The following is a 24,480-nucleotide window of genomic DNA, read 5'->3' as shown; positions in this document are numbered from 1 at the left end:
TTCAACGTGCAGCCTCGGGCGCGGCGGCCTTGGCGCGGGGTTTGACGGCGGGGCGGGGCGCGACGTGGGCGGCCGCCGTGGGCGCCGGCGCCGAAGCGGGCTTGGGCTTGCTGTGCCCCAGGGCCTGCTGCATGCGCTGTTCCAGGGTTTCCTCGGCGTCGGCCGGGGCGATGGCGGCGGGATCGAGCGCCGCGGCCATGCCCGCGCTCGCGCGCTCGGGCACGGCCGGGGCTGACGCCGAGGCCGCCGCGGCAGAAGCGCCGGCCGAAGCGGTGGCGGGGGCCGACGCGCCCGCCACCGCGGGCGTGCCGGCCGGGCCGGAGGCGGCCGCCGCCGAAGCGCCGGCATTGGCCATCACGGTGGCGGTGGCGGCGCTGGCGGTGAGGCCGGTGGTGAACACGCTGGGCGTGTCCACCGGCGGCTGGCCGCCCGCGCGCTCGCTGGCCGGCGGGGCGATGTCGGCCAGCTCGGCCGGCCATTTGCCCTGCAGGTAGTAGTCCATCATCTTGCGCGCGATCGGCGCGGCCTCGGCCGCACCCCAGCCGGCGTTCTCCACGATCAGCGCGATGGCGATCCTGGGATGGTCGACCGGCGCGAAGGCCGTGTACAGCGCGTGATCGCGCTTGTGTTCATCCAGCGCGTGATGGTTGTACTTCTCGTTCTTGCCGAGCGAGAAGGTCTGTGCCGTGCCGGTCTTGCCGGCCGACTCGTAGGCGGCGCCGGCGAAGGCGCGCGCCGCCGTGCCCGCGTGCGTGACGCCCACCATGGCACGCTTGATCACGTCGATGTCGGCCTGCTTGAGCGGGATGCGGTAGCTTTCCTTGGGCACCGTCAGCGCGCGGGCGCGCGAGATCGAGTCTTCCACCGCCTTGACCAGGTGAGGCTTCATGGCGACGCCGTTGTTGGCCAGGATGGCGGTGGCGTTGGCCAGCTGCAGGATGGTGAAGTTGTTGTAGCCCTGGCCGATGCCCAGCGAGATGGTCTCGCCGTCATACCACTTCTGCTGCTCGGGACGGCGGTAGGCGCGCCGCTTCCAGTCGGTCGAGGGCAGGATGCCGCGCGCCTCGCCCTCGATGTCGATGCCGGTCAGCTGGCCGAAGCCGAGCGGCTTCATGAAGTCGTGGATGCCGTTGACGCCCATGTCGCGCGCCAGCATGTAGTAGTAGGTGTCGCACGACTGCACGATGGACTGGTACATGTCCACCCAGCCGTGGCCGCCCGGCTTGTCGTCGCGGAAGGTGTGGTTGCCGAGCGTGAACGAGCCGGGATCGTGGAAGCCCCAGGCCGCGGTGCGCTTGCCGGTGGCCAGCGCCGCCAGCGCCATGAAGGGCTTGTAGGTCGAGCCGGGCGGGTAGGTGCCGCGCAGCGGGCGGTTCAGCAGCGGCTTGTCGGGCGAGTTGTTGAGCTCGTTCCAGGTATTGGTGTCGATCCCCTCGACGAACAGGTTGGGGTCGAAGGTCGGCTTGGAGACGAAGGCGAGGATGTCGCCGGTCTCCGGCTCGATCGCCACCAGCGCGCCGCGGCGGTTGCCGAACAGGGCCTCGCCGAGCTGCTGCAGGCGGATGTCGAGCGACAGGATCAGGTTGTTGCCGGGCGTGGCGGGGGAGGTCGACAGCGTCCGCACCGGGCGGCCGCCGGCGGTCACTTCGACCTCCTCGAAGCCGGTCAGCCCGTGCAGCTCGGTCTCGTAGCTCTGCTCGATGCCGATCTTGCCGATGTAGTTGGTGCCCTTGTAGTTGTCCGCATCCTTGCGCGGGTCGTACTTGGCGCCCTCGGCGTCATTGGCCTCGTCCATCGCCTCGATGCGCTCCTGGTCGCGCTGCGAGATGCGGCCCAGGTAGCCGATCACGTGGGAGGCCGCCTCGCCCAGCGGGTACTGGCGGAACAGGCGCGCGCGCACGTCCACGCCGGGGAAGCGGAAGCGCTGGGCGGAGAAGCGCGCCACTTCCTCGTCGGTGAGCTGGCTGCGGATCGGCAGGCTCTCGAAGCTGCGCGATTCCTCCAGCAGCCGCTTGAAGCGGCGCCGGTCGCGCGGCTGGATGTCGATCACCTTGGACAGCGCGTCGATGGTGTCGTCGAGCGATTCGGTCAGCTTGGACGGCGTGATCTCCAGCGTGTAGGCGGAGTAGTTGCGCGCCAGCACGAGGCCGTTGCGGTCCATGATGATGCCGCGGTTGGGCTCGATCGGCGCCACCGAGATGCGGTTGTCCTCGGCCTTGGCCGAGTACTGGTCGTGCTTGTACCACTGCAGCCAGAGGAAGCGCGAAAGCAGCAGGCCGAAGCAGATCACGGCGAAGAAAGCCGCGGCCGCCACGCGGATGCGGAAGCGGCCGATTTCCTGTTCGACGTTGCGGATTTCGGTCATGGTACTGCGACGGTTGCCTGGGCAGGTTGGCGTGGAGGGCGGGACACGGCGGCGGGCCGGGCGCGGGCGGGGCCGCTACAGCGGCCGTGTCTCATCGACATCGCTCGGCCTGCGCTGCGGCGCCAGCAGCAGCGCGGTGGCCATCGGCCACAGCAGCGCCTCGATGCCCGGCGCCAGCAGCACGGTCCAGTCGGGCAGCGGCGCGCCCATGATCAGCCGGATCAGCACCGGCACCGCGTGCGCGATGAACAGCAGCGGCAGCACGTGCAGCGCCTGCGTGTAGACGGTGAACCACAGCACGCGGCGGTGGATGGTGATGGCGAAATAGGCCAGCAGCGTATAGGCCATGGCGTGCTCGCCGAGCAGGCGGGCATCGTGCACGTCCATCAGCAGGCCGAGCAGGAAGGCCACGCCCATGCCGACCTTGCGCGGCTGGTGGATGTTCCAGAACACCAGCACCAGCGCCACCATGTCGGGGATCCACAGCGTGGTGCCCCACGGCAGCAGGTTGAACAGGAAGGCGAGCACGAAGCTCAGCGCGATGAAGATGGGGTTGACCGGCCGCAGCAGGTATTGGGGATTGGTCAACGCTTGGACTCCTTGTCTGCGGCCTTCTCTGCCTTTTCCGCCTTCTCGGCGGCACGCTCGACCGGGGTGCGGGGCTCGGCGCGCGGGCCGCCGCGCTGGCCGGCCTTGGGTTCGCCGCCGCGCGCGTCCGACTTGGCCTGCGCCGCGGCCTTGATCCCGGCGCGCGAACCCTTGGCGTCGGCGGCGGTGCCGTCGTCCTTGGCCTCCAGGTCGCGCACGCCGGACTCGTAGCGCAGCACCAGCAGCTGGCGGTGCGCGCGCACGCCGGCCACCGGCTCGCAGTAGACGCGCGAGAAGGCGGTGTCGGCCTTGCGTTCGATCTTGACGATCTTGGCCACCGGCAGGCCGGCCGGATAGACACCGTCGAGGCCGGAGGTGACCAGCAGGTCGCCCTGCTGCAGGTCGGCCGAGGCCGCCATGAAGCGCAGGTCGAGCAGGCCCGCGCGGGCGCCGCCGAAGGCGACGCTGCGCAGGCCGTTGCGCACCACCTGCACCGGGATGGCCTGGTCCTTGTCGGTCAGCAGCGTGACCTCGGACTGGAAGGGCGAGACGCGCGTGACCTGGCCGACCACGCCGCGCTCGTCGATGACCGGGTAGCCGGGGCGAAGGCCCTGCTGGCTGCCGCGGTCGATCACGATGCGCTGGCTGTAGGGGTCGCGGGCCTCGTAGAGGATCTCGGCGGCGGTCACCGGCGTGGCGGACTGCTGCTGCAGGTCGAGCAGCTTGCGCAGTTGCTGGTTCTCCGCTTCGAGCTGGGCCTGCCGCACCGCGGTCTCGGCCTCCAGCACCGCGCGCTGGCGCAGTTCGCGGTTTTCCGTGGCCAGCGCGGCGGAGGACTGCGCGTAATCCAGCATGGCGCGGATCGCGTCGCGCGGTACCAGTACCAGGCGCTCGACCGGCATCAGCACGGTGGCGGCGACCTGCCGCGCCACGTTCATCGCATTGAAGCGGGCGTCGACCACCAGCAGCACGAGCGAGATCAGCACGTACAGGACGAGGCGCGCGACAGCCGAGGTGCCCTGCTTGAAGAGCGGCGGAGGGGTGTAATCCATTTACCCGTGCACAGGCGTGGACGCCCCGGCCGCCGGTGTCGACGCGGCGGGCGGGGATCGGTGGGCGGCGCGGCGGGGCACGGCGGGGCCCGGGGTGTCAGGCTGGCCGCGTTCCGCCATCGGTGGCTCCTGGGGGGCTTATTCGTACGAGAAGATGCTGCCGAGCTTGTCCATGCGCTCGAGCGCCATGCCCGAGCCGCGCACCACGCAGGTCAGCGGGTCTTCGGCCACCAGCACCGGCAGGCCGGTCTCTTCCGCCAGCAGGCGGTCGAGGTCGCGCAGCAGGGCGCCGCCGCCGGTCAGCATCATGCCGCGCTCGGCGATGTCCGCGCCCAGTTCCGGCGGGGTCTGTTCCAGCGCGATCTTGACCGCCGACACGATCTGGTTGAGGGGGTCGGTCAGGGCTTCCAGGATCTCGTTGGAGGAGACCGTGAAGGCGCGCGGGATGCCCTCGGACAGGTTGCGGCCCTTGACTTCCATCTCGCGCACCTCGGAGCCCGGGAAGGCCGAGCCGATTTCCTTCTTGATGGCCTCGGCGGTCTGCTCGCCGATCAGCATGCCGTAGTTGCGGCGGATGTAGTTGACGATGGCCTCGTCGAACTTGTCGCCGCCGACGCGCACCGAGCCCTTGTAGACCATGCCGCCCAGCGAGATGATGCCCACCTCGGTGGTGCCGCCGCCGATATCGACGACCATCGAGCCGGACGGCTCGGAGACCGGCAGGCCGGCGCCGATCGCGGCGGCCATCGGTTCCTCGATCAGGTAGACCTGGCTGGCGCCGGCGCCCAGCGCCGATTCGCGGATGGCGCGGCGCTCGACCTGGGTCGAGCCGCACGGCACGCAGATGATGATGCGCGGGCTCGGGCGCAGCAGCTTCGAGTCGTGCACCATCTTGATGAACTGCTTGAGCATCTGCTCGGTGACGGTGAAGTCGGCGATCACGCCGTCCTTCATCGGGCGGATGGCCTCGATGTTGCCGGGGACCTTGCCCAGCATCTGCTTGGCTTCCTTGCCGACCGCCGTGATGGTCTTCTTGGCGTTGGGGCCGCCTTCCTGGCGGATGGCGACGACCGAGGGCTCGTCCAGCACGATGCCGCGGTCGCGCATGTAGATCAGGGTGTTGGCGGTACCCAGGTCGATCGCCAGGTCGTTGGAGAAGTAGCTGCGGAGAAATCCGAACATCAGGAATCCTGTCTTGTGTTGGTTCGCGGGTATGCGAAACGGCCGGCGCCGATGGCGGTGCCGGCCGCTATGTGTGCGTGTACGGGGTTTGGCGCAAGGCTGCCTGCCGGTTCGGCCGCATTCCGCCATGCATTCCAGGGCCGCGGCAGGCGGCCCCGGTGCCGGAAGGCTGTCCGGTGCCCGCGCGACCACGCGCGCGAGGCGTTCTGGAACCTTTGATTAAACGCCGCGCAAAAGTTCTTCAGAAGTTTCACGCGGCATGGCACGACATTGCGCGGCTCGATGCCGCGCCCGCCCGCCGGGCCTAATCAGAGGATCCGTGTGCGCGCCGACGGCGGCTCGGGCGGCACGGCCGGATGGTGACTTGGGCGTCACTGCCAGCGGTGCCTGCCAGCTCGTGTGGCGCAGGCGTTGCCGAAGATCGGCAACAGGTAATGATACCTTATAATTCCCCCTGTTTCGGGGGCATTGGCCTCGAAAAAACCTGTAACTTTGTCCAACCGGGGCGCACTGCCCGGCACCTCCGTGGTGCCGGCCGGCTGTCCGCGCCGCGGTCGGTCCCGCACTCTAGCACGCCATGGCCCTCGACCTTTCCGACGTCAAGCGTATCGCCCACCTGGCCCGCATCGAGATCAGCGATGAGGAGGCCGGACAGACGCTGACGCAGCTCAACAATTTCTTCTCCCTGGTCGAACAGATGCAGGCAGTCGACACCGCCGGCCTGGAGCCGCTGGCCCACCCGCTGTCGGCGGTGCGCGAGATGTCCCAGCGCCTGCGCGACGACGCGGTGACCGAGGCCGACCGGCGCGACGACTACCAGCGCCCGGCGCCGGCGGTCGAGCGCGGGCTCTACCTCGTGCCCAAGGTCATCGAGTAAGCCAGGCCGGCGCCCGCGCCGGGGCCGACCGGCCCGCCGCGTTGCGCCGCCACCCGACCCGGCACGCCCCGGACCCGACCGGGCCGCCAGGCCACACCAGACGCCATCCCGATTGTCATGTCCCTTTCCGTCGATACCGTGACTTCCCTGCGCCAGCTCTCCGATGCCCTGGCGGCACGCACCGTTTCCGCCGAGGAACTCGCGCGCGAGTACCTGGCCCGCATCGAGCGCGCCGGCGCGCTGAACGCCTTCGTCGATGTGAATCCCGAGCTGACGCTGGCCCAGGCCCGCGCCGCCGACGAGCGCCGCGCGCGCGGCGAGGCCGGCGCCCTGACCGGCGTGCCCATCGCGCACAAGGACGTCTTCGTCACGCGCGGCTGGCGCGCCACGGCGGGCTCGCGCATGCTGGCCGACTACGAAAGCCCCTTCGATGCCACCGTGGTCGAACGCCTGGCCGCGGCTGGCATGGTGACGCTGGGCAAGACCAATATGGACGAGTTCGCCATGGGCTCGTCCAACGAGAATTCCTACTTCGGCGCCGTGCGCAATCCCTGGGACGCGGCGCGCGTGCCCGGCGGCTCCTCTGGCGGCTCGGCCGCCGCGGTCGCCGCCGGCCTGGCGCCGGCCGCCACCGGCACCGACACCGGCGGCTCGATCCGCCAGCCGGCGTCGTTCTCCGGCATCACGGGCATCAAGCCCACCTATGGCCGCGTCTCGCGCTACGGCATGATCGCCTTCGCCTCCTCGCTCGACCAGGGCGGCCCGATGGCCCGCAGCGCCGAGGACTGCGCGCTGCTGCTGTCGGCGATGGCGGGTTTCGACACGCGCGATTCGACCAGCCTGGCGCCCGAGCAGGGGGGCGTGGACGAGGACTTCACGCGGCTGCTGGGCCGGCCCTGGGCCAGTGCCGACGCCGCCAGGCCGCTGGCCGGCCTGCGCATCGGCCTGCCCAGGGAATACTTCGGCGCCGGCTTGTCGGCCGACGTCGAGCAGGCGGTGCGCGCCGCGCTGGCCGAGTACGAGAAGCTGGGCGCCACGCTGGTCGAGGTGTCGCTGCCCAAGACCGAGCTGTCGATCCCCGTCTACTACGTGATCGCGCCGGCCGAGGCTTCGTCCAACCTGTCGCGCTTCGACGGCGTGCGCTACGGCCACCGCGCCGCCGAGTACCGCGACCTGCTCGACATGTACAAGAAGACCCGCGCCGAAGGCTTCGGCGCCGAGGTCAAGCGCCGCATCCTGGTGGGCGCCTACGTGCTGTCGCACGGCTACTACGACGCCTACTACCTGCAGGCGCAGAAGATCCGCCGCATCATCGCCGACGATTTCCAGCGCGCCTTCGCCCAGTGCGACGTGATCATGGGCCCGGTGGCGCCCACGGTGGCATGGAAGCTGGGCGAGAAGAGCGCCGATCCGGTGCAGATGTACCTGGCCGACATCTTTACGCTGTCGACCAGCCTGGCCGGCCTGCCCGGCATGAGCGTGCCGTGCGGCTTCGGCGAGGCCGGCATGCCGGTCGGCCTGCAGCTGATCGGCAATTACTTCGACGAGGCGCGCCTGCTGCAGGCGGCGCACGCCTTCCAGCAGGCGACCGACTGGCATCTGCGCCAGCCGGCCGAGGCATGATGAAAGCGGGGCGCTGGCCGAGCCGAACGGCGCTGGCGGCGCTGCTGGCGCTGCTCGCCGCGCTGCTGGGCGGCTGCATCCCGCTGCCGCGCATCGGCGGGCCGACCCCGATCGCCTACCGCACCATCGACCTGGCCGGCGATTGCCGCCGCACCGAGGAAGACGGCTTCCGCGAGGATGCGCAGCTGCGCGTGGTCAACAACAATGTGCAGCAGCTCTCGTGGAAGCTGTGGGTGGGCAAGCGCGGTTCCTGCAGCTTCAACCTGGCCGACTTCCACCAGGTCAAGTCGCGGCCGAGCATCGCGCTGCGGGCCAATGACGGCAGCGCCTGCGAACTGATGATCTGGCAGGACCCGCGCCGCGTCACGCTGGCGCACGCCAACTGCCAGCAGCGCTGTACCCCGGGCATCTACGAGGAAGCCTGGCCGGTGCTGTTCGAGCCGGGTGGCGGCGGCTGCGCACAGACGAGGTGACAACGATGGGTGCCCGCCGATCCCGCTCCACCGCCACGCCGTGGCGCCGCCTGCTCCGCCTGGGCGGGAGCGTCGCCGCACTGCTGGGCGCGCTGGTGTGGTGGCAGGAGCCGGCGGCGGCCCACGCGCACGCCCATGCCGGCGCGCCGGGGCCGGCCGTGCAGGCGCTGCAGCTGCCCGGCGCGCCCGGCGAGCCGGACCTGCCCGCCTACTGGTTCCGCCCGTCGGAGCCCGAAGGCGTGCATGCGCCGCCGCAGCCGGTGGTGGTCGCGCTGCACGGCTGCGCGGGCCTGTACCGGCGCAGCGAGATGTCGGCGTCGGCGCTGGACGCGCGCTACCGCGACTACGCCCGCTGGCTGACCGCGCGCGGCTACGCCGTGCTGATGCCGGACAGCTTCGGCGCGCGCGGCAAGCCGCGCGGCATCTGCAGCGAGCGCTTCGACAGCCGCGCCATCGACGCCGCCACGCGCCGCGCCGATGTGCTGGCCGCGCTGCGCTGGGTGGCGCAGCAGCCCGGCGTCGACGCCGGGCACATCGTGCTGCTGGGCTGGTCGAACGGCGCGCAGGCGGTGCTGGCCACGCTCGACGGCAGCCGCGGCTGGCCTGTCGGCACGCCGTCGGTGGAGCGCGCGGTGGCGTTCTACCCGGGCTGCAACCAGGCGCTGCAGCAGCGCGACTTCCGGCTGCGCTCGCCGCTGCTGCTGATGATCGGCGGCGCCGACGACTGGACGCCCGCCACCCGCTGCGTCATGCTGCGCGACGCGGTGAAGGCGCGCCAGCCGGATGTGCGCTTCCAGCTGCAGATCTTTCCCGGCGCCTATCACGGCTTCGATGGCAGCGATGCCCTGCACCTGCGCCGAGACGTCCCTGGCGGCGCCCGGCCCGGCAAGGGCGTCACGGTGGGCGGCGATCCGGCCGCGCGCGATGCGGCGCTGCTGCAGCTCGATGCCTGGCTGGCGGCCGAGGAGCCCTGAGCGCCGGCGGCGACGCGCACGAAGACACGAATGAAGACGCCGCGCGGGCGGATGGCCCGGGCGGAACGAACGATAGTCAAGATCAAGATACGAACAGGAATACCGCCATGCAATGGGAAGTGGTGATCGGCCTCGAGACGCACACGCAGCTGTCGACGGCCTCCAAGATTTTCTCCGGCGCCTCCACCGCCTTCGGCGCGGCGCCCAACACCCAGGCTTCGCCGGTTGACCTGGCGCTGCCGGGCGTGCTGCCGGTGCTCAACCGCGGCGCGGTCGAGCGCGCCATCGAGTTCGGCCTGGCGATCGGCGCCACCATCGCGCCGCGCAGCGTCTTCGCGCGCAAGAATTACTTCTACCCTGACCTGCCCAAGGGCTACCAGATCAGCCAGTACGAGATCCCGGTGGTGCAGGGCGGCGCCATCACGGTCCAGGTCGAGGGCAAGAAGGGCGAGTTCTACGAGAAGACCATCCAGCTGACGCGGGCCCACCTGGAGGAGGATGCGGGCAAGTCGCTGCACGAGGACTTCGCCGGCATGACCGGCATCGACCTGAACCGCGCCGGCACGCCGCTGCTGGAGATCGTCACCGAGCCCGACATGCGCAGCGCGGCCGAGGCGGTCGCCTATGCCAAGGCGCTGCACTCGCTGGTGGTGTGGCTGGGCATCTGCGACGGCAATATGCAGGAAGGCAGCTTCCGCTGCGACGCCAACGTCTCCGTGCGTCCGCTGGGCCAGAAGGAATTCGGCACGCGCCGCGAGATCAAGAACCTGAACTCGTTCCGCTTCCTGCAGCAGGCCATCGAGTACGAAGTGCAGTGGCAGATCGCCGAGATCGAGGACGGCCGCAAGATCCAGCAGGCCACCGTGCTGTTCGATCCGGACACCGGCGAGACGCGCGCGATGCGCACCAAGGAAGACGCGCACGACTACCGCTACTTCCCCGATCCCGACCTGCTGCCGCTGGAGATCGGCGCCGACTGGATCGAACGCGTCCGGAGCGGGCTGCCCGAGCTGCCCGCTGCGATGCAGCAGCGCTTCACCGGCGACTATGGCCTGCCCGCCTATGACGCCAGCATCCTGACCGCCTCGCGCGGCATGGCCGACTACTTCGAGGCGGTGGTGGCGGAGGCCGGCGCGGCCAATGCCAAGCCGGCGGCCAACTGGCTGATGGGCGACGTGGCCTCCCAGCTCAACCGCGAAGGCATCGCGCTGGAAGCCGCGCCGGTCAAGCCGGCGCAGCTGGCCCGGCTGCTGCAGCGCATCGCCGACGGCACGGTGTCGAACAACACGGCCAAGAAGGACGTGTTCCCGGCCATGTGGGCGGGCGAGGCGGGCGGCGATGCCGACGCCATCATCGCCGCCAAGGGCCTCAAGCAGATGTCCGACTCGGGCGAGCTGGAGAAGATCATCGACGAGGTGCTGGCTGCCAACGCCAAGTCGGTCGAGGAATTCCGCGCCGGCAAGGAAAAGGCCTTCAACGCACTGGTGGGCCAGGCCATGAAGGCGACCAAGGGCAAGGCCAACCCGGCCCAGGTCAACGCGCTGCTCAAGCAGAAGCTGGGCTGACGGCAACCGGCGCGGCGGCCAGCGCCGCGCGCCGGCACGATATTGCTAAACTCCTGCGAGACCACCAGCCAGAACGCCATGAACGCCCAAGACGTCGCCGCCTACCTGCAAGCCAATCCGCAGTTCTTCGAGGAGCATGCCGAGCTGCTCGCGACCGTGCAGCTGACCAGCCCGCACAGCCATCGGGCGGTCTCGCTGCAGGAGCGCCAGATGGAGATCCTGCGCGAGAAGAACAAGGGCCTGGAGCTGCGCCTGGCGGACCTGGTCCGGCACGGGCACGACAACGACCGCACCCAGCAGCGCCTGCACGGGTGGCAGTTGCGCCTGCTGGCGGAGGTCGACTCGCATGCGCTGCCGTATGCGGTGCAGGATGGCCTGCAGCAGGCCTTCGACGTGCCGGCGGTGGCGCTGCGGCTGTGGGGCCTGGCCGAGCCCTACCAGCACATGGAGGTGGCGCAGGGCATCCACGACGATGTGCGCCTGTTCGCCGACGGCCTGCGCGCGCCGTACTGCGGTCCCAACAGCGGCTTCGAAGCGGCCGCGTGGCTGGAGCGCGACGACATCGCTTCGCTGGCCATGGTGACGCTGCGCGCCCCGGCGCGCGAGGCCGCCGCCGGCCCGGCCTTCGGGCTGCTGGTGCTGGGCTCGCCCGACGCGCGCCGTTTCCACGAAGGCATGGGCACGGCCTACCTGACCCGCATCGGCGAAGTCGCCGGCGCCGCGCTGGCACGCCTGCGCGACTGAGGCGGAGCGGGACGGGCCGCGCCGGCACCGTCTCCGCCCCCATCCCCGCCACCACGCGCTCCCGGCATGGCCACCCGCAAGCCCACCACCCGCGCCAAGGTCCAGGCAGCACCCGAGACCGCGGCGCCCCCCGCCTCCCCTCCCGCCCCGCTGGTGGTCGCCTACCTCGACTGGCTGGCCACCGGCCGCAAGCTGGCGGCCCACACCCTGTCCAACTACGCGCGCGACCTCTCCGTGCTGCAGGCCCAGGCGGCCCGCCACGCGCCGGGGGTGGCGCTGACGGCCCTGCAGACCCGCCACATCCGCGCCATGGCCGCGCGCCTGCACGGCCGCGGCCTGGCCGGCAGCAGCATTGCGCGCACGCTGTCGGCCTGGCGCGGCTTCTTCCATTGGGCGGCGCTGCATGGCCACGGCGTCGAGGCCAATCCGGTCGACGGCGTGCGCGCGCCCAAGATGGGCAAGCCGCTGCCCAAGGCGCTGGCGGTGGACCAGGTGGTGGCCCTGGTCGAGCACCCGGCCGGCGACGGCGCCGAAGGCCGGCGCGACCAGGCGGTGTTCGAGCTGTTCTATTCGAGCGGGCTGCGGCTGTCCGAACTGGTCCAGCTCGACCTGCGCTATACGGAAGACGGCGACTACCGCTCGGCCGGCTGGCTGGACCTGGCCGGCGCCGAGGTCACCGTGATCGGCAAGGGCTCGCGCCGGCGCACGGTGCCGGTCGGCAGCAAGGCGATGGCAGCCCTGCGCGCCTGGCTGGCCGTGCGCGACACGCTGCTGTCACCCGCCGCATCGCCAGCCGACGCCGCCGCCCTGTTCCTCAGCGCGCGCGGCCGGCGCCTGCCGGCGCGCACCGTGCAACTGCGTCTCAAGCAGCATGCCCTGCGGGCCGGGGTGCCGGCCGATGTGCATCCGCACATGCTGCGGCACTCCTTCGCTACCCATGTGCTGCAATCCTCCGGCGACCTGCGCGCGGTGCAGGAGATGCTGGGGCATGCCAGCGTGGCGACCACGCAGATCTATACGGCGTTGGATTTCCAGCATCTGGCCAAGGTCTATGACCGAGCGCATCCGCGGGCGAAGAGGGAGGGGCCGGCTGCGGCGGTGGGGCAGGAGGATGAGGATTGAGTGGGTTGGGGGGCTTGTTTCGGCTCTCGTAACTTGACGCTTGTCGTGTGGGTTCTGGCGTTGTCGGTTTGCGAGGCAACAGCCTGTTTCGACTCCCCTGCGGGGAGCCGACCTACTTTCTTGTCTTGCCAAGAAAGTAGGCAAAGAAGGCGCGCCGGGTGCGGCTCAAAGACTCCTCGCGTGCTGAGGCAAAGAGCGGCCGGGCCCCAACTCGGATCGCCTTAAGGCGATCCTCAGACAGGGGGCCCTCTAATCCGCTCTTTGCCCCAGCACGCGAGGCGCCGCACACGGCAGGGAACAGACGCCACGCCTCGCTTCGCTTCGGGTGGGGGGTGTGCGGCCAGCTTGCTGGCCGCACACCAATGCACTCGTGACTTGATGCCTTGTCGCTTGTCTTCGGGCGGTGTTGGTTTGCGAGGCAACGACCTGTTTCGACTCCCCCTGCGGGGGAGCCGACCTACTTTCTTGGTCTTGCCCAAGAAAGTAGGCAAAGAAGGCGCGCCGGGTGCGGCTCACCCCCCCCCTCGCGTGCTGGGGCAAAGAGCGGCCGGGCCCCAACTCGGATCGCCTTAAGGCGATCCTCAGACAGGGGGCCCTCTTTTCCGCTCTTTGCCCCAGCACGCGAGGCGCCGCACACGGCAGGGAACAGACGCCACGCCTCGCTTCGCTTCGGGTGGGGGTGTTCGGCCAGCAACTGGCCGAACACAAAGGCTCAGCAAACCTGGCCGCTATGCAAAAGTGAGCCCGCTCGCAGACCAACGGTTGGCCTTTCCCTCCCGTGTGCGGCGCCTCGCGAATGGGCCCCGGCCGCCGATGAAGCCCGTCCGCTGTCTGAGCGGCCGCAGGCCGCGAGTTCGGACGGGCGCGGCGGCCGGGGCCCATTCGCGAGGGGGGGCGCCGCACCCGGGTCGCCTTCTTTGCTTACTTTCTTGGGCGAGACCAAGAAAGTAAGTCGGCTCCCCGCAGGGGAGTCGAAACAGGCTGTTGCCACGCATACCAACACCACCCGAAGACAAGCACAGAGTCACGAGAGCCGAAACAGGCTGTTGCCTCGCAAACCAACACCGCCCGAAGACAAGCACAGAGTCACGAGAGCCGAAACAGGCTGTTGCCACGCATACCAACACCGCCCGAAGACAAGCACAGAGTCACGAGAGCCGAAACAGGCTGTTGCCACGCATACCAACACCACCCGAAGACAAGCACAGAGTCACGAGAGCCGAAACAGGCCGTTGCCTCGCAAACCGACACCGCTCGAACCCACACGACAAGCCCTAAATCACCGGCGCCCAAACACCCCCGAAACTCACCCCTCCCACCGCTTCAACACCTCCCGAAACGCCGCCATCTCCGGCAACAGCCACTCCCGGAACGCCTTCACCTTTGGCAGTTCCAGCGTGCCCGGCGCACAGACGAAATACAGCAGCCAAGGGCAGGGAATGCTGACGTCGAACAGCCGTACCACCCGCCCGGACAGCAGGTCGTTATAGGCCAGCGAGGAGCGGATCAGGGCGATGCCCTGGCCTTCGGCGGCGGCCTGCAGCAGCAGCGAGGAGTCTTCCAGCAGCAGGCCCTTGCGCGGTTCGGGCAGGTCCAGGCCGGCGGCCTCGAACCAGGGCCGCCATGGATCGCCTTCGCCGCGCAGCAGGGGCATCCCGGCCATCTCGCGCGGCGTCCGCGGCAGCTTGCCGCTGTTGAATTGCGGGCTGCATACCGGGAAGAACACATCGTCCAGCAGCTTTTCCACATAGAGGCCCGGATAGTCGCCGCTGCCCATGCGCAGCGCCAGGTCGACCTCTTCGCGTGCGAAGTCGACCAGGCTGTTGGAGGACAGCAGTTCGACGTCGAGTTCGGGATGGCGCTCGATGAAGCTGCCGATGCGCGGCGTCAGCCAGCGCGCGGCGAAGGAGGGCATGGTGCTGATGGTCAGGCGCTTGTCGCGCTTGCCGGCCTGCAGCACGCGGGTGGCGTCGGCGATCTGCAGCAGGGCGTCGCGCACGCGCTCGGCGTAGACGCGCCCGCCGGGCGTCAGGCTGACGCGCTTGCCGTGGCGTTCGAACAGGGGCTGGCCCAGTTCGGCTTCGAGCGCGCGGATCTGGTGGCTGATGGCGCCATGGGTGACGAACAGCTCGGTGGCGGCCCGCGAGAAGCTCTCATGGCGGGCGGCCGCCTCGAAGGCGCGCAGCGCGCCCAGCGCCGGCAGGCGGGGCAGTTCACGATGCCAGCCGCGCGGCAGGTCCTTTTCCGAAGCGCTCTTCCAGGCCATGGCGGTCCCTCTTTTTATGTGAGGATATTTAGCAAGTAGACGGAAAATATATCGTTTTGAGGGTGCGCCGGCAATCACTAGAATCCAATGCACCGATAGCGAAAATGCCTGGAAAAACTGATCAGGCAAATGGACCAGGCCAGTTTCGGCGCGCTATGCCGGTGCCTGCCGTGCGGAGAACATCATGGAAGCCCTGCTCACAACGACCCAGTTCACACTCGCCCCCGGTGAAGTCGCGTCGCTGTCGATCCACGCCGCCCAGCGGCTGCATGTGGAGGACGCGGCGGGTATCGACCTGTGGCTGACCCGCGAGAACGATTCGGAAGACTATTGGCTGCGCTGCGGCGGCAGCCTGCAACTGGCGCACGGCGACCAGGTCGTCCTCAGCGTCGATCCGCGCGCGGCACGCGCCGTGCGCCTGGCGCTGGCGGCCGAGGCGCGCCAGCCGGCCGCCACCCTGGCGGACGTCGCGCATGCCCTGTACCGCATCGTGCGGCGCCTGGTGCGCGGCACCGAATGGACGCCTTCCCAGGACGATCCGAAGGTCGCCTGAGCCCCGTCTGAGCCTCATGAGCCCCACCTGAAGCCCACCTGAGACGCCTGGGCCACACCCCCCGGGCCGTCCCGGCCGCCTCGCGCGGTGGCCGGCGGGGCCTGGGCCGGCGCGCCCACGCCCTTTTCGCTACACTGGCGGCATGCACGAAATCCAAGTCATCGAGCGGGGCCGCGAGGACTACCAGCCCTGCTTCGACGCGATGCGCGCCTTCACCGACGCGCGCAATGCCGATACTCCCGACCAGATCTGGCTGGTCGAGCATCCACCGGTCTACACCCTCGGCCAGGCGGGCGATCCTTCGCACCTGCTGGCGCCGGACCCGTCGATTCCGCTGGTGCGGATCGATCGCGGCGGCCAGATCACTTACCACGGCCCGGGCCAGGTGGTGGCCTACCTGCTGCTCGACCTGCGCCGCCGCAAGCTGATGGTGCGCGAGATGGTCCACGCGATCGAGCAGGCCGTGCTCGATACGCTGGCGGCGTATAATCTGGCCGCCGAACGCAAGTCCGGCGCCCCCGGTATCTACCTGTCCGACGGGCCGCACCGCGGCGCCAAGATCGCCGCGCTGGGCCTGAAGATCCGCAACGGCTGCAGCTATCACGGCGTCAGCCTGAACGTGCAGATGGACCTGGCGCCGTTCCTGCGCATCAATCCTTGCGGCTACGCCGGCCTGGAAACGGTCGACATGGCCAGTGCCGGCGCGACCGTCGCGCTGCCGGACGGGCAGGGCGGCGTGCTGCGCCAGCCTGTCGGGGCGGCGCGGCAGGGCGAGGTGGCGCAGCGCCTGGCCACGGCGCTGTGCGAGGTGCTGGCAGCGGCACAGGCACGCAGCCTGGCGGCGCAGGCCGTGCCGGCTGCACAGGCGGCCGAGGCCTGAGCCGGATCCCGGCCCCGTGTCACCGACCCGAACCCCGAACCGGCCACAGCGGCCGCAGACCGAACAGAACTGGCACGCCGAATGCGTGCGGAGAACATCATGAGCGACGCCCTGAGCGCCCCTTCCAGCCAGGCCCCGCAAGGCCAGGCGGCCCCCCAGCCCGAAGCCCAGACCCAGTACGATCCCACCCGCAAGCAGAAGTCGGCGGACAAGACTGCGCGCATCCCCATCAAGATCGTGCCGGCCGAGAAGCTGAAGAAGCCGGAGTGGATCCGCGTCAAGGCGGCCACCGGCAATTCGCGCTTCTACGAGATCAAGGACATCCTGCGCGCCAACAACCTGGTCACGGTGTGCGAGGAGGCGAGCTGCCCCAATATCGGCGAGTGCTTCGGCAAGGGCACCGCCACCTTCATGATCATGGGCGACAAGTGCACGCGCCGCTGCCCCTTCTGCGACGTGGGCCATGGCCGCCCGGACCCGCTCGATACCAATGAGCCGGGCAACCTGGCGCGCACCATCGCCCAGCTCAAGCTGAACTACGTGGTCATCACCAGCGTCGACCGCGACGACCTGCGCGACGGCGGCGCCCAGCACTTCGCCGACTGCATCGGCCAGACCCGCGAACTGTCGCCGGTGACCCGCATCGAGGTGCTGGTGCCCGACTTCCGCGGCCGCCTGGACAAGGCGCTGGACATCCTGCAGGCCTGCCCGCCGGACGTGATGAACCACAACCTGGAAACGGTGCCCCGCCTGTACAAGCAGGCGCGCCCGGGCGCCGACTATGCGCACTCGCTGACGCTGCTGAAGGAGTTCAAGCAGCGCTGCCCGGATGTGGCGACCAAGTCCGGCCTGATGGTGGGCCTGGGCGAGACCGACCAGGAAATCCTCGAAGTGATGCGCGACATGCGCGCGCATGACATCGACATGCTGACCATCGGCCAATACCTCGCCCCGTCGAACCACCACCTGCCGGTGCTGCGCTACGTCCATCCGGACACCTTCAAGATGTTCGAGGAAGAGGCCTACAAGATGGGCTTCACCCATGCCGCCGTCGGCGCCATGGTGCGCAGCTCGTACCACGCCGACCAGCAGGCCCACCAGGCCGGCTTCGCCTGATCCCCCGCGCCCCGGCGCGCCGTGTGCGCCGGGGCCTGCCGCCTCGCCGGGCCTGCCCGGTCTCTCTCCCCGTTTCTCGCCGTGCCGGCTGGCACTGTCCGCCGACAGCCGCGATGCCGTGATGCCGTGATGCCGCGATGCCGTGATGCACGGTGTCCCTGATCGCACCCCTCATCAGGCACCCCGCCAGATCCCACTCCGCCTTCGGCTGTTGCATTGACGCAACGTCCGCGGCATTGTTTTCCGATCGATCCATCCAGCGCCGTGATCCGGGCCGACTGCCCGGGACATGGGCGCTTGCACCATCCGGGTGCCGTGCGCGCCTGCGCGGGCCCGGGTGGCGAGTCGTGCCCGCGCGCCGCGCACCAGCCCGGTTCGCCCTCCAAGCCCCCTGCACCCACGGCGTGCGCCGTGCCGAAGCGCTGCCCGGACGGCAGGGCCGGGGGCTAGGGTCAATCCCTAGCCCCACCTTGTCATCATTTCGTTATGATTAATTTATCGATAAATTGTCAATTAAACGGATGTGATTCGCTTGGCATGCCGGTCGGGAAGGTGTCCTGCCTGACGACTGCTGTGCTGCCGCCTAGACTGCAGGCAGGCCCTTCACCGCGATGTGCCCATGACCCGATGTTCCGTTCACCGCCTGGCCGAACAGGCGCTGCTGTGCAGCGTGCCGCCGCCGGCTTCCCTCGACGTCCAGCGCCGCATCTGGGCGATGGCGCAGCGGGCGGTCGGCTGGCGCGGCGTGGTGGACGTGGTGCCGGGCATGAACAACCTGATGCTGGTGTTCGATGCCGAGGCCGATGCCGAGGCGCTGGAGCGCAACCTGAAGCTGGCCTGGGCCTCCGGCGAGTCGCGCGAGGCGGTGGGCAGGCTGGTGGAGATCCCGGTGCGCTACGGCGGCGAGGACGGCCCCGACCTCGCCGAGGTGGCCGCCCATACGGGGCTGGCGCCCGAGGAAGTGGTGCGCCGCCACACCGCCGGCGAGTACGTGGTCTATTTCCTCGGCTTCCAGCCCGGCTTCGCCTACCTGGGCGGGCTCGACCCCGCGCTGGCCACGCCGCGCCGGCGCGAGCCGCGCCTGGCGGTGCCGGCCGGTTCGGTCGGCATCGGCGGTGAGCAGACCGGTATCTACCCGGCCAGCGCGCCGGGCGGCTGGCAGCTGATCGGCCGCACCGACAGCGCGCTGTTCGACGCGCGCCGCGATCCGCCTTCGCTGTTCGCGCCCGGCGATACCGTGCGCTTCATCGCCGAGCGGGTGGCCGCGTGATCGAGATCCTGCGCCCCGGTGCGCTCGCCTCGGTCCAGGACCTGGGCCGCAGCGGCTTCCGCCATGTCGGCGTGGGCTTGTCCGGTGCGCTCGACCGCATGGCGCTCGCCACCGGCAACCTGCTGCTGGGCAATCCCCGCGGGGCGGCCGCCATCGAGTTCACGCTGGGCCGCGCGGCGCTGCGTTTCCATGCCGACCTGCGCGTGGCCCTGGCCGGCGCCGACTGCGCTGCCCACCTCGACGGCGAGCCGGTCTGGTCCTGGCATGCCTTCGATGTGCGCCGCGGCGCCACCCTGGTGCTGGCGGCGGCGCAGGGCGGCACGCGCAGTTATCTGTGCGTGGCCGGCGGCATCGACGTGCCGCTCGTGATGGGTTCGCGCAGCACCGACCTGAAGGCGGGCTTCGGCGGTTTCGCCGGGCGCGCGCTGCGCGAAGGCGACCGCCTGGCGGCGGCCGGCCCGGGCCAGCCGGCGGCTGCCGCGCGCGGCGTGGCCGCGCCGGCCTGGGCGATGCCGCGCGCACGCCTGGAGCGGGCCTGGCCGATCCGCCTGCTGCCGGGGCCGGAATACGAGGCGTTCGACGAGGCCGCGCGCGACGCGCTGTGGCAGTCGGCCTGGACCGTCACGCCCAACAGCAACCGCCAGGGCATGCGCCTGCAGGGTCCGGCGCTGGCGCGCACCCCCGGCCGCGACGCCGACCTGCTGTCGCACGGCGTGCTGCCGGGCGTGGTCCAGGTGCCGCCGGCCGGCCAGCCCATCGTGCTGATGGCCGACGCGCAGACCACCGGCGGCTACCCCAAGATCGGCGTGGTGATCGGCGCCGACCTGTGGCGCCTGGCGCAGGTGCCGCTCGGGGCGTCGCTGCGCTTCGTGCCGGCGACGCTGGCGGAGGCTGCCGTGGCGCAGGCGGAACTGGAGCGCTACCTGCAGCAGGTGGCGCAGTCATTGCGCTGGCAGGAGGGCGGCATGGACATTGCAGCGCGCCGCCGCGCGCAGACACGTGCCGCGGCCTGAACGGGGCGCGGCGGATACGGACTGGACGGCGTCGAAGGACGACCGCGGACGACAAAGTACGAAGGAGCAAGGCAATGCAGATCGATTTGAACGCCGACCTGGGCGAAGGCTGCGATAACGACGAAGCGCTGCTCGGCCTGATCAGCTCGGCCAACGTGGCCTGCGGCTGGCACGCGGGCGACGCCGCCACCATGCTGCAGACGGTGCGCTGGGCGATCGAGCGCGGCGTGGCCATCGGCGCCCACCCGAGCTATCCCGACCGCGAGAATTTCGGCCGCACCGAGATGCAGCGCGCCCCCGAGCTGGTGTACGCCGAAGTGCTGTACCAGATTGGCGCGCTGGCCGCGATGGTGCGCGCGCAGGGCGGCGAGCTGGCCCACGTGAAGCCGCACGGCGCGCTCTACAACCAGGCCGCGCGCGATCCGGCGCTGGCCGAGGCGATCGTGCGCGCGGTACGCGATTTCGACTCCGACCTGGTCTTCTTCGGCCTGGCCGGCAGCGCCATGGTCAAGGTCGCGCGCGAGGCCGGCCTGCGCGTCAAGGAGGAAGTGTTCGCCGACCGTGGCTACAACCCCGACGGCTCGCTCGTCAAGCGCGGCACGCCCGGCGCGCTGCACGAGGACGAGGCCGTCGCGCTCGACCAGACGCTGACCATGGTGCGCGAGCAGCGCGTGCGCGCCATCGACGGCAGCTGGGTACCGATCCGCGCCGAGACCGTGTGCCTGCACGGCGACGGCGCGCACGCGCTGGCCTTCGCGCGCCGCATCCGGGAACGGCTCGGCGCCGAGGGCATCGCGATCCGCGCCGGCAACTGAGGCAGGGGGCGCGCCAGCGCCTCCTGCCCCGGCTGCCGGGCTCCCCCCGCGGCGCGCACCCCTGCCGGCCCGCTTTGCAGGCCGGGCGGGCGCTGCGCCTGCTTCCTCCCTCCTTACTGGTGTCTCACATGGAACACGCAGTCAATCTTTGGCCCCTGCTCGGGGTCGGCGTCATCATCCTGGGCTTCGTGCTGCGCTTCAACCCGATGATGGTGGTGGCGATCGCCGCGATCGTCACCGGGCTGGCCGCCTCGATGCCGGTCGTGCAGATCCTCAGCGCGATCGGCACTGCCTTCGTCAAGGCGCGCAATCTGCCGCTGATCATCCTGCTGCCGCTGGCGGTGATCGGCCTGCTGGAACGGCACGGCCTGCGCGAGCACGCGCAGGCGTGGATCTCGCGCATCGCCTCGGCCACGGTGGGCCGGCTGCTGATCGTCTACCTCGGCGTGCGCGAACTGACCGCGGCGGTGGGCCTGACCAGCCTGGGCGGCCACCCGCAGATGGTGCGCCCGCTGCTGGCGCCGATGGCGGAGGGCGCGGCGGAGAACCGCTTCGGCGCCTTGCCCGAACCGGTGCGCCAGCGCGTGCTGGCCTTCTGCGCCGCCACCGACAACGTCGGCCTGTTCTTCGGCGAGGACATCTTCGTGGCCTTCGGTGCCATCGCGCTGATGCACACCTTCCTGCTGTCGTCGAACATCGACGTGGAACCGCTGCACATCGCTGTGTGGGGCATCCCGACCGCGGTGTGCGCCTTCCTGATCCACTCGGTGCGGCTCAGGCGCCTGGACGGCTGGCTCGAGCGTGAACTGGGCGGCCAGCGCGCCGCCGCCGCCGCCGCTGGCGGTAACGGTAACGGCAGCGCTGCCAAGCACACGGCCAAGAGCGGGGAGTAAGCCATCATGATCATTTCCATCGACTACCTCTACTGGCTGGCCGGACTGGTGCTGGCCATCACCGCGCTGCTGACCTTCGCCGACCGCACGCATCCGCGCCGCTTCACCACCGGCCTGTTCTGGCTGCTGTATGCGGCCGTCTTCCTGGTCGGCGACAAGCTGCCGCCGGCGGTGGTCGGCGCCGGTGCCGTGCTGATGGCGCTGATCGCCGGTTTCGGCGGCGTGGGCCTGGGCAAGCACGACACGCTGCCCGAGGCCGAGCGCCGCGCCAGCGCCAAGCGCCTGGGCAACAAGCTGTTCGTTCCCGCGCTGCTGATCCCGGTGGTCACGGTGCTGGGCACGGTGCTGTTCAAGGACGTCAAGATCGCCGGCCTGGCGCTGCTCGATCCGAAGAACGTGACCTTCGTCTCGCTTGGCATCGGCTGCCTGGTCTCGCTGGCCGTGGTGTGCTGGCTGACACGCGACAGCGTGGTCCAGGGCGTGCGCGAATCGCGCCGGCTGACCGAGTCGCTGGGCTGGGCGCTGGTGCTGCCGCAGATGCTGGCCATGCTGGGCCTGGTGTTCGCCGACGCCGGCGTGGGCAAGGCGGTCGCGCACCTGACCACGGCCTACATCAACATGGACTACAAGCTGGTGGCGGTGGCGGTCTACTGCGTCGGCATGGCCCTGTTCACGGTGATCATGGGCAACGGCTTCGCCGCCTTCCCGGTGATGACCGGCGGCGTCGGCGTGCCCATCCTGGTCGGCACCTTCAACGGCAATCCGGCGGTGATGGCGGCCATCGGCATGTTCTCGGGCTACTGCGGCACGCTGATGACGCCGATGGCGGCCAACTTCAACATCGTGCCGGCCGCGCTGCTGGAACTGCAGGACAAGAACGCGGTGATCCGGGCGCAGGTGCCGACCGCGCTGGCGATCCTGGTGGCCAACATCGCGCTGCTCTACTTCCTGATGTGATGCGATGTGAGCTGATGTGACGCGAGGCGATGCGGCGGGCGGGTCCCGCCGCATCGCCTCCGTCGCCCCACCCGACATCAGCAGACATCAGCAGACACCGGCCGACATCCCCTGAGACCACCCGACTGCCCAGCGAGGTCCATCATGCCTACCGTCCTGCTCACCGGCTTCGAACCCTTCGAGGGCGAACCGATCAATCCATCCTGGGAGGCGGTGCGCGCGCTGGACGGCGAGCGCTTCGGCGATGCCGCCATCGCGGTACGCCAGATGCCCTGCGTATTCGGTGCCGCCATCGACGCCATGGCGCAGGCCATCGACGCGCTCGATCCCGTGCTGGTGATCGCGGTGGGGCAGGCGGGCGGGCGCAGCGAGATGTCGGTGGAGCGCGTCGCGATCAATGTCGACGACGCGCGCATCGCCGACAACGCGGGTGCCCGTCCCATCGACGAGCCCGTCGTGGCGGGCGGGCCGGCGGCCTATTTCTCCACGCTGCCGATCAAGGCCATGGTGCGCGACCTGCGCGCGGCCGGTATCCCCGCCGCGGTGTCGCAGACCGCCGGCACCTTTGTCTGCAACCATATCTTCTACGGCCTGATGCACCTGCTCGCCACGCGCGCGTCAGGCGCGTCAGGCGCGCCAGGCATGTCAGGCGCGCCGCGGGCGCGCGGCGGCTTCATCCACATTCCCTATCTGCCCGAACAGGCCGCCCAGCATCCGGGCCAGCCCAGCATGGCGCTGCCGCTCCTGGTGGCGGGCCTGCGCCGCATGGTGCAGACGGCGCTGGCGACCGAGGTCGACGTGCGCGAGCAGGGCGGCCAGACTCACTGAGCGTCGCGCGGCGGACGGTTCGGCTCGCCAGGCTCGCCAGGCTCGCCCGGGGTGTCCGGGGTGCCGGGTGCCGCCGCCGCCGCCGCGGCCGCGGCCGCGGCCTTGCGCCTGGCCTGGCGCCTGGCGCGGCGCAGCGCGTGGCGGTCCAGGTTGAACTGCTCGAAGCGCCAGACCAGGTAGCTGGCCGCCGCGAAGGGCCAGACCCAGCCCAGCCACTGGGCCAGGCTGTTGAAATGGATCAGGCGGCCCATGCGCCAGCCCTGCTCCGAGATCCAGGCATAGGGATTGGGCGGCAGCAGGTTGGTCAGCAGCACCAGGCCGATCAGCGCCAGCAGGGCCAGCAGGCCGCGCAGCCAGCGCGGCAGCTGCAGCAGCAGCGCCAGCACCAGCGAACCCGTCAGCAGCGCGAAGCGGCCGCCTTCGGACAGCCAGTTGAAGGGCGTGTCGTCGGGGAACTGCAATTCCGCCACGGCTGCCTTGAGCAGCAGCGCGCCGGCCAGCAAGGCGGTCAGGATGCGCAGCATCGGCGCATGGCGGCGCATCGCCACCGAGGCGAACAGCCCGGTGCCCACCCAGCTCAGCGCGGTGACCAGCGATTCCAGCAACTGGCGGTTCTGCATGTCGTCGGGGCCCAGGCCGATGTCGGCCTGCCAGTCGGCCAGCGCCGGCACCACCGACTGCAGCACCTGCATCGGCCACGAGTCGGGGTCGGTGAGCCACTCGCGCACGATCGCGCCCATGCCGAACAAGTGTTCCTGCGGGAAGATCTGTGCGAACGGCCACAGCAGGACCAGGATGATGGCGAAGCTGGCATAGGGCTCGAACCAGGCCAGGCGCAGCCGGCGCAGGTTGCTGCGGTCGATCAGCGCGGCGCAGAAGGGGGCGGTCAGCGCCGCGCCCAGCAGCGCGCCCATCGCATTGGTGGCGAGGTCGATATTGGACGGGATGCGCGTCGGCAGCCAGGTCTGCAGTCCCTCCATCACCGCCGACAGCGCCGTGCCTGCCGCCAGCGCGGCCAGCACCGCCGGCACGCCGCGCACGCGCGGGTACAGCGCCAGCACCGCCAGCGCGCCGAAGGGGCTGTAGCCCATCACATTGGTCAGCAGGTCGAAGCTGGTGATGTAGCGCGGCTTGGGTGCGGTCAGGTAGGCCCATGGCGCGATGCCGTTGCCGGTCCAGCCGCTGAACGGGTACAGGCTGGCGTAGATCACCAGCAAGGTGAAGCACAGCAGGCCGACGCGTGCCAGCGGAGAGTGCCGGGGCACCGCATCGTCGCCGCGCGGCGCGGGCGGCGGGACGGTTTCCATCACGGCATCCTCGGCAT

Annotated in this window: 22 protein-coding genes; 16 read left to right on the top strand and 6 right to left on the bottom strand. The window is 70.3% G+C overall.

From position 1 onward, the window contains the following. Position 1 precedes the first annotated feature (1 nt). From mrdA to BKK79_RS09995, 4 genes are all read right to left on the bottom strand, one after another. A complete protein-coding gene (gene mrdA / locus BKK79_RS10010; protein ID WP_071037619.1) occupies positions 2-2,365 on the bottom strand; it encodes a penicillin-binding protein 2 in 2,364 nt (787 codons plus the stop codon). A gap of 75 nt (positions 2,366-2,440) precedes the next feature. Beyond that, positions 2,441-2,953 carry a rod shape-determining protein MreD gene (gene mreD, locus BKK79_RS10005; RefSeq protein ID WP_071037618.1) on the bottom strand — a complete coding sequence of 171 codons (513 nt, stop codon included), beginning with the start codon at positions 2,951-2,953 and terminating at the stop codon, positions 2,441-2,443. Next, the gene (gene mreC / locus BKK79_RS10000; RefSeq protein ID WP_071010681.1) at positions 2,950-4,005 is read right to left on the bottom strand and encodes a rod shape-determining protein MreC; all 1,056 of its coding nucleotides are present in this window, start codon (positions 4,003-4,005) and stop codon (positions 2,950-2,952) included. Before mreC ends, mreD begins: the two co-directional genes overlap by 4 nt. Positions 4,006-4,143: 138 nt before the next feature. Continuing rightward, entirely contained in the window at positions 4,144-5,187 is a 1,044-nt protein-coding gene (locus BKK79_RS09995; protein ID WP_071010682.1) for a rod shape-determining protein, read from the bottom strand. A 577-nt stretch (positions 5,188-5,764) separates the two neighbouring features. Here BKK79_RS09995 and gatC point away from each other — a divergent pair. The 7 genes from gatC to BKK79_RS09960 all read left to right on the top strand — a co-directional run bounded on the left by gatC (position 5,765) and on the right by BKK79_RS09960 (position 12,565). Next, positions 5,765-6,064 (top strand): Asp-tRNA(Asn)/Glu-tRNA(Gln) amidotransferase subunit GatC, encoded by a 300-nt coding sequence (gene gatC / locus BKK79_RS09990; RefSeq protein WP_071010683.1) that lies wholly within the window; start codon positions 5,765-5,767, stop codon positions 6,062-6,064. Between the two features lie 117 nt (positions 6,065-6,181). Further along, complete coding sequence (gene gatA / locus BKK79_RS09985; protein WP_071010684.1) at positions 6,182-7,687, top strand: Asp-tRNA(Asn)/Glu-tRNA(Gln) amidotransferase subunit GatA; 1,506 nt, start codon at positions 6,182-6,184, stop codon at positions 7,685-7,687. Continuing rightward, on the top strand, positions 7,687-8,160 hold the full coding sequence (locus BKK79_RS09980; RefSeq protein WP_071015979.1) for a hypothetical protein: 474 nt from the start codon (positions 7,687-7,689) through the stop codon (positions 8,158-8,160). The genes gatA and BKK79_RS09980 overlap by 1 nt, the downstream gene beginning before the upstream one ends. 5 nt (positions 8,161-8,165) lie before the next feature. Further along, a complete protein-coding gene (locus tag BKK79_RS09975) occupies positions 8,166-9,134 on the top strand; it encodes a dienelactone hydrolase family protein (RefSeq protein WP_071037617.1) in 969 nt (322 codons plus the stop codon). A gap of 107 nt (positions 9,135-9,241) precedes the next feature. Continuing rightward, the gene (gatB, locus tag BKK79_RS09970) at positions 9,242-10,699 is read left to right on the top strand and encodes an Asp-tRNA(Asn)/Glu-tRNA(Gln) amidotransferase subunit GatB (RefSeq protein ID WP_071010686.1); all 1,458 of its coding nucleotides are present in this window, start codon (positions 9,242-9,244) and stop codon (positions 10,697-10,699) included. A gap of 78 nt (positions 10,700-10,777) precedes the next feature. Beyond that, complete coding sequence (locus tag BKK79_RS09965) at positions 10,778-11,443, top strand: DUF484 family protein (RefSeq protein WP_071010687.1); 666 nt, start codon at positions 10,778-10,780, stop codon at positions 11,441-11,443. Between the two features lie 66 nt (positions 11,444-11,509). Then, complete coding sequence (locus tag BKK79_RS09960; protein ID WP_071037616.1) at positions 11,510-12,565, top strand: tyrosine recombinase XerC; 1,056 nt, start codon at positions 11,510-11,512, stop codon at positions 12,563-12,565. Positions 12,566-13,871: 1,306 nt separating this feature from the next. Here the strand turns inward: BKK79_RS09960 and BKK79_RS09955 are convergent. Then, the gene (locus BKK79_RS09955; RefSeq protein WP_071010689.1) at positions 13,872-14,831 is read right to left on the bottom strand and encodes a transcriptional regulator GcvA; all 960 of its coding nucleotides are present in this window, start codon (positions 14,829-14,831) and stop codon (positions 13,872-13,874) included. A 184-nt stretch (positions 14,832-15,015) separates the two neighbouring features. On the opposite strand from BKK79_RS09955, the gene BKK79_RS09950 reads away from it, so the two are divergent. From BKK79_RS09950 to pcp, 9 genes are all read left to right on the top strand, one after another. Next, positions 15,016-15,384, top strand: a complete 369-nt coding sequence (locus BKK79_RS09950; RefSeq protein ID WP_071037615.1) for a DUF2917 domain-containing protein — start codon at positions 15,016-15,018, stop codon at positions 15,382-15,384. A gap of 142 nt (positions 15,385-15,526) precedes the next feature. Then, entirely contained in the window at positions 15,527-16,264 is a 738-nt protein-coding gene (gene lipB, locus BKK79_RS09945; RefSeq protein WP_071037614.1) for a lipoyl(octanoyl) transferase LipB, read from the top strand. Positions 16,265-16,363: 99 nt separating this feature from the next. Further along, entirely contained in the window at positions 16,364-17,380 is a 1,017-nt protein-coding gene (gene lipA, locus BKK79_RS09940) for a lipoyl synthase (RefSeq protein ID WP_071038488.1), read from the top strand. A gap of 619 nt (positions 17,381-17,999) precedes the next feature. Then, positions 18,000-18,650 (top strand): 5-oxoprolinase subunit PxpB, encoded by a 651-nt coding sequence (gene pxpB, locus BKK79_RS09935; RefSeq protein ID WP_071010692.1) that lies wholly within the window; start codon positions 18,000-18,002, stop codon positions 18,648-18,650. Next, on the top strand, positions 18,647-19,663 hold the full coding sequence (locus tag BKK79_RS09930; protein WP_071010693.1) for a biotin-dependent carboxyltransferase family protein: 1,017 nt from the start codon (positions 18,647-18,649) through the stop codon (positions 19,661-19,663). The genes pxpB and BKK79_RS09930 overlap by 4 nt, the downstream gene beginning before the upstream one ends. A gap of 74 nt (positions 19,664-19,737) precedes the next feature. Further along, positions 19,738-20,478 carry a 5-oxoprolinase subunit PxpA gene (gene pxpA / locus BKK79_RS09925; RefSeq protein ID WP_071010694.1) on the top strand — a complete coding sequence of 247 codons (741 nt, stop codon included), beginning with the start codon at positions 19,738-19,740 and terminating at the stop codon, positions 20,476-20,478. A 128-nt stretch (positions 20,479-20,606) separates the two neighbouring features. Then, positions 20,607-21,371, top strand: a complete 765-nt coding sequence (locus tag BKK79_RS09920; protein WP_071037613.1) for a DUF969 domain-containing protein — start codon at positions 20,607-20,609, stop codon at positions 21,369-21,371. 6 nt (positions 21,372-21,377) lie between these two features. Continuing rightward, positions 21,378-22,328 carry a DUF979 domain-containing protein gene (locus tag BKK79_RS09915; RefSeq protein ID WP_071010696.1) on the top strand — a complete coding sequence of 317 codons (951 nt, stop codon included), beginning with the start codon at positions 21,378-21,380 and terminating at the stop codon, positions 22,326-22,328. A 144-nt stretch (positions 22,329-22,472) separates the two neighbouring features. Continuing rightward, positions 22,473-23,156 carry a pyroglutamyl-peptidase I gene (gene pcp / locus BKK79_RS09910; protein ID WP_071037612.1) on the top strand — a complete coding sequence of 228 codons (684 nt, stop codon included), beginning with the start codon at positions 22,473-22,475 and terminating at the stop codon, positions 23,154-23,156. On the opposite strand, the gene BKK79_RS09905 is transcribed toward pcp, so the two are convergent. Further along, a complete protein-coding gene (locus BKK79_RS09905; protein ID WP_071010698.1) occupies positions 23,150-24,463 on the bottom strand; it encodes a VanZ family protein in 1,314 nt (437 codons plus the stop codon). The two genes, pcp and BKK79_RS09905, sit on opposite strands and share 7 nt — an antisense overlap. Positions 24,464-24,480 lie beyond the last annotated feature (17 nt).

This window comes from Cupriavidus sp. USMAA2-4 (assembly GCF_001854305.1).
In the GTDB taxonomy this organism is placed as follows: Bacteria; Pseudomonadota; Gammaproteobacteria; order Burkholderiales; family Burkholderiaceae; genus Cupriavidus; species Cupriavidus malaysiensis.
The sequence above is the reverse complement of the archived record's forward strand: the minus strand, read 5'-3'. Positions and strand labels throughout refer to the sequence as shown.

What these genes read in the sequence shown, in the direction of transcription:
- mrdA (WP_071037619.1), bottom strand. Translation starts at nt 2,365, where the DNA reads ATGACCGAAATCCGCAACGTCGAACAGGAAATCGGCCGCTTCCGCATC.
- mreC (WP_071010681.1), bottom strand. Translation starts at nt 4,005, where the DNA reads ATGGATTACACCCCTCCGCCGCTCTTCAAGCAGGGCACCTCGGCTGTC.
- BKK79_RS09995 (WP_071010682.1), bottom strand. Translation starts at nt 5,187, where the DNA reads ATGTTCGGATTTCTCCGCAGCTACTTCTCCAACGACCTGGCGATCGAC.
- gatC (WP_071010683.1), top strand. Translation starts at nt 5,765, where the DNA reads ATGGCCCTCGACCTTTCCGACGTCAAGCGTATCGCCCACCTGGCCCGC.
- gatA (WP_071010684.1), top strand. Translation starts at nt 6,182, where the DNA reads ATGTCCCTTTCCGTCGATACCGTGACTTCCCTGCGCCAGCTCTCCGAT.
- BKK79_RS09980 (WP_071015979.1), top strand. Translation starts at nt 7,687, where the DNA reads ATGAAAGCGGGGCGCTGGCCGAGCCGAACGGCGCTGGCGGCGCTGCTG.
- BKK79_RS09975 (WP_071037617.1), top strand. Translation starts at nt 8,166, where the DNA reads ATGGGTGCCCGCCGATCCCGCTCCACCGCCACGCCGTGGCGCCGCCTG.
- gatB (WP_071010686.1), top strand. Translation starts at nt 9,242, where the DNA reads ATGCAATGGGAAGTGGTGATCGGCCTCGAGACGCACACGCAGCTGTCG.
- BKK79_RS09965 (WP_071010687.1), top strand. Translation starts at nt 10,778, where the DNA reads ATGAACGCCCAAGACGTCGCCGCCTACCTGCAAGCCAATCCGCAGTTC.
- BKK79_RS09960 (WP_071037616.1), top strand. Translation starts at nt 11,510, where the DNA reads ATGGCCACCCGCAAGCCCACCACCCGCGCCAAGGTCCAGGCAGCACCC.
- BKK79_RS09955 (WP_071010689.1), bottom strand. Translation starts at nt 14,831, where the DNA reads ATGGCCTGGAAGAGCGCTTCGGAAAAGGACCTGCCGCGCGGCTGGCAT.
- BKK79_RS09950 (WP_071037615.1), top strand. Translation starts at nt 15,016, where the DNA reads ATGGAAGCCCTGCTCACAACGACCCAGTTCACACTCGCCCCCGGTGAA.
- lipB (WP_071037614.1), top strand. Translation starts at nt 15,527, where the DNA reads ATGCACGAAATCCAAGTCATCGAGCGGGGCCGCGAGGACTACCAGCCC.
- lipA (WP_071038488.1), top strand. Translation starts at nt 16,364, where the DNA reads ATGAGCGACGCCCTGAGCGCCCCTTCCAGCCAGGCCCCGCAAGGCCAG.
- pxpB (WP_071010692.1), top strand. Translation starts at nt 18,000, where the DNA reads ATGACCCGATGTTCCGTTCACCGCCTGGCCGAACAGGCGCTGCTGTGC.
- pxpA (WP_071010694.1), top strand. Translation starts at nt 19,738, where the DNA reads ATGCAGATCGATTTGAACGCCGACCTGGGCGAAGGCTGCGATAACGAC.
- BKK79_RS09920 (WP_071037613.1), top strand. Translation starts at nt 20,607, where the DNA reads ATGGAACACGCAGTCAATCTTTGGCCCCTGCTCGGGGTCGGCGTCATC.
- BKK79_RS09915 (WP_071010696.1), top strand. Translation starts at nt 21,378, where the DNA reads ATGATCATTTCCATCGACTACCTCTACTGGCTGGCCGGACTGGTGCTG.
- pcp (WP_071037612.1), top strand. Translation starts at nt 22,473, where the DNA reads ATGCCTACCGTCCTGCTCACCGGCTTCGAACCCTTCGAGGGCGAACCG.
- BKK79_RS09905 (WP_071010698.1), bottom strand. Translation starts at nt 24,463, where the DNA reads ATGGAAACCGTCCCGCCGCCCGCGCCGCGCGGCGACGATGCGGTGCCC.